General features: G+C 42.9%; 2 protein-coding genes. Both read right to left on the bottom strand.

From position 1 onward, the window contains the following. Positions 1-2867, bottom strand: a 2867-nt coding sequence (locus tag AB5542_RS19375; protein WP_368243354.1) for a SusC/RagA family TonB-linked outer membrane protein, incomplete at its 3' end; no start/stop codon positions are given. A gap of 88 nt (positions 2868-2955) precedes the next feature. Continuing rightward, positions 2956-3111, bottom strand: coding sequence for a DUF4974 domain-containing protein (locus AB5542_RS19370; protein ID WP_368243359.1), 156 nt, complete (start codon positions 3109-3111; stop codon positions 2956-2958). Positions 3112-3123 lie beyond the last annotated feature (12 nt).

Raw genomic sequence — 3123 nt, 5'->3', positions numbered from 1 at the left:
GTACTACCGTCTTCTTCCACCCGAGCATATTGAGCAAAACCGGTCTCCGGGTCAACTCCCGTAACTTTCACTTTCTTCAACTCGTCAATATTATCCCCTTCATAGAAGGTTTTGTAACCGCTACGAGTCAATTTTTCCTGATCCAATTTAGTCAACTCATTATTATTATAACTGAACGTCAATGTCGTAAACCAGTTAAATTCTTCCCCTTTCACCGTGTGCGTGTTCAACACCAATTCCACTCCCCGGTTCTCCATCTCTCCCACATTCTGGTATTGTCTTCCCACGCCATTTGCAGCCGGCAGAGTCGTACTCATAATCAAATCGCTATTCCGCCGTTTATACCAATCCGCAGACAATGAAATACGGTTATTCAATAACGCCACATCCACCCCAATATTCAGATTATATGCTGTTTCCCACGACAACTGATCATTCCCCAACTGGTTAATGGTTGCCCCGTAAGCCGATTGATAAACCGGATGATCCCGGTAATAGTCAAACGTCGTGTTACTTGTACTATAAAGCGTGTAGTTCAGATAATCCATTCCCGCCTCTTTACCTGACGTACCATAACTCATTCTCAATTTCAGGTTAGACACCACGTCCTGACGTGCCATAAAAGCTTCCCGAGAAACAAGCCATGATCCACTAAATGAATAGAACGTTCCATAACGATTGTCCTTACCGAAATTCGTTGAACCGTCTGTACGGAAAGAAGCCGAAGCCATGTATTTACCTGCATAATTATAGTTTACCTCCGAGAATACAGAGAAACTACCGGACTCCCGCTCTGCACCTGTCGGAATCACAGCCGGATTCGTTTTATCCCCTTGTTTCGAAAAACCACCTACGTTACGTTCTCCGGCAATCATCTGGTCATACATTTCAATATGTGACGAACGAGTGTGACGTTCATACCATTCCTGACCTACCAAACCACTCAGGTTATGCTCACCGAAACTATGTTGCAAACGTAAAATATTTGATGTCAAAAAAGTCCAGCTCCGTTCATCATCCACCTTCAAAACACCGTTACTCATCTCATTACGGCTATGATTACCACTATAAGTACGACTATCCAAATAATCATTTGTATTGACATTCGTCAAAGTCAATGTATTTGTCGAAGAAAAAGACAACCATTTGAAAGGCTTCAATGTTGCAGAGAACGAACCGAACAGATTATTCTTCAAATCCGTCACGTTATTATATTTATTATCCTGCAACGGATTACTCAACGGAGTCGGGTCCATCGTGTAATTCTTCCAAGATTTGATGTTGTACTTCAACGTTCCATCCTCGTTATAGGGCGTCACCCAAGGATGATAACTTTCCATGGAATCATCATCGGAATTGGCTGTAATATTTTTCTCAAACGTTCCGCTCAGATTCACCCCAAACGATAAATATTTCATCACATCAAAATCCAACCGCAACTTGAACAAATGGCGTGTCAGATCATATCCGATCTGTGTACCCTCCTCATCATAATAGTTATATGAAAAATAATACTGGATCTTATCTCCACCACCACGGATACTCATTGCCACATCCTTACTTAAACCGTTACGATAAACCAGATCTCTCCAATTAGTCGTTTTCGTTACGTCAAAATTATTATATAACGTTCCCAATGTATCCTGTATGAAAGTTTCCTGATTGGCATATTTTGCACGTAAACTCTCATTCGTATTCCACCAATTACGTAATGCCATCTTTCCATAATCCAGCAACTCCTGTGAATTCATATACTCCAATTTTCCAAAATTCGGAGTACTGATACCTAATTTCATATCCAGTGCTACTGTCATACGATCTTTTGCACCTTTTTTCGTTGTCACCACGATCACTCCCGTTGCGGCCCGGGAACCGTAAATAGCGGTAGAAGCAGCATCTTTCAACACCGTAATATCTGCAATATCCGATGGAGATACCACCCCGTTAATACTCGTGTAATCGGTGATCACACCATCTATCACGATCAATGGGAAAGAAGACGTCGTGGATAAAGAATTGGAACTATATAACGTTCCTGTACCGCGTAACAGCAAATCTCCGTCACTTCCCGGAACACCGCTACTACCCGTAATCTGCAATCCAGTCGTGTGTCCTTTTAACGCGTTCATCAAACTACCACCCGTGGCCGATTGAGCGATATTCTTTCCCCGGAATTGTTGTACCGCACCAGTCATCTCGCTCACCTTTCGAGTCGAATACCCCGTAACGATCACCTCTTCCATCTGTTCCACGTCCTCCAAAAGAACCACATTAAGCACTTTCTGGCCTGAAAACTTCATCTCTTGCGATTTCATCCCCACGAAGGAGAACACAATCACCACGCCTTCTTTTGCCGGTACTTTGATCTCATATTTCCCGTCAATATTCGTGGCTGTACCCACTGACGTACCTTTTAACATCACCGTCACACCCGGTAAAGGCTTACCGCTTGCATCCTTTACCTGCCCTTTCACCACTTCCACGGTAGGTACAACGGGAACCGCTTTTGCACGTGTAACCACAACTACCTTATCCACCACCTCGTAGTTGTACCCATTCTCCCGCAACACGGCATCCAGAATTTTTTCAACCGTCGCATCCTTTAATTTTAACGTCACCACATCATCTACCCGAACAACACCTTTCCGGTAAACAAAATCATACCCAGCCTTCTCTTTCAGGTAATCCAGCACGGCCCCAATCGTGCTGTTCGTGAAATCCACATCCAATTTCTTCCCTTGCGAGAAGCCCGCCGCGCTGACCGTATTTATCACGCAAACGAGTAAAAATACCCTTAAACCCATAGCAATCAATTTTTGCGGCAATCTTATCCAATAGGGATTGCCCGTTCGTCGATTTTTTTTCATAACTTTGTAAAGCATTTAATTAAACATTCATCTGAGCCAACAGATGTTTATTTATGACGAGGAGAATCTTGCCGGATTCCCCTCTTTTTTATTTGAAAACGATCACCGTCCTTTCTTCTATATCAAATTTCACCTCATTTGTTTTTTCCAAAATATTCAGCACTTCTCTCAACTCTGTATACCGCGGCACGACCCCTTTAAAGATAATGTTTTTCAACTCATCATCCCGGTACACAACCTCCATATCATACCACCT

Source organism: Butyricimonas sp. RTP31003st1_G1_RTP31003_210430, from assembly GCF_040920905.1.
GTDB lineage: Bacteria > Bacteroidota > Bacteroidia > Bacteroidales > Marinifilaceae > Butyricimonas > Butyricimonas paravirosa.
Note: the sequence above shows the minus strand (reverse complement) of the source record. Positions and strands in the feature narration are given on the sequence as shown.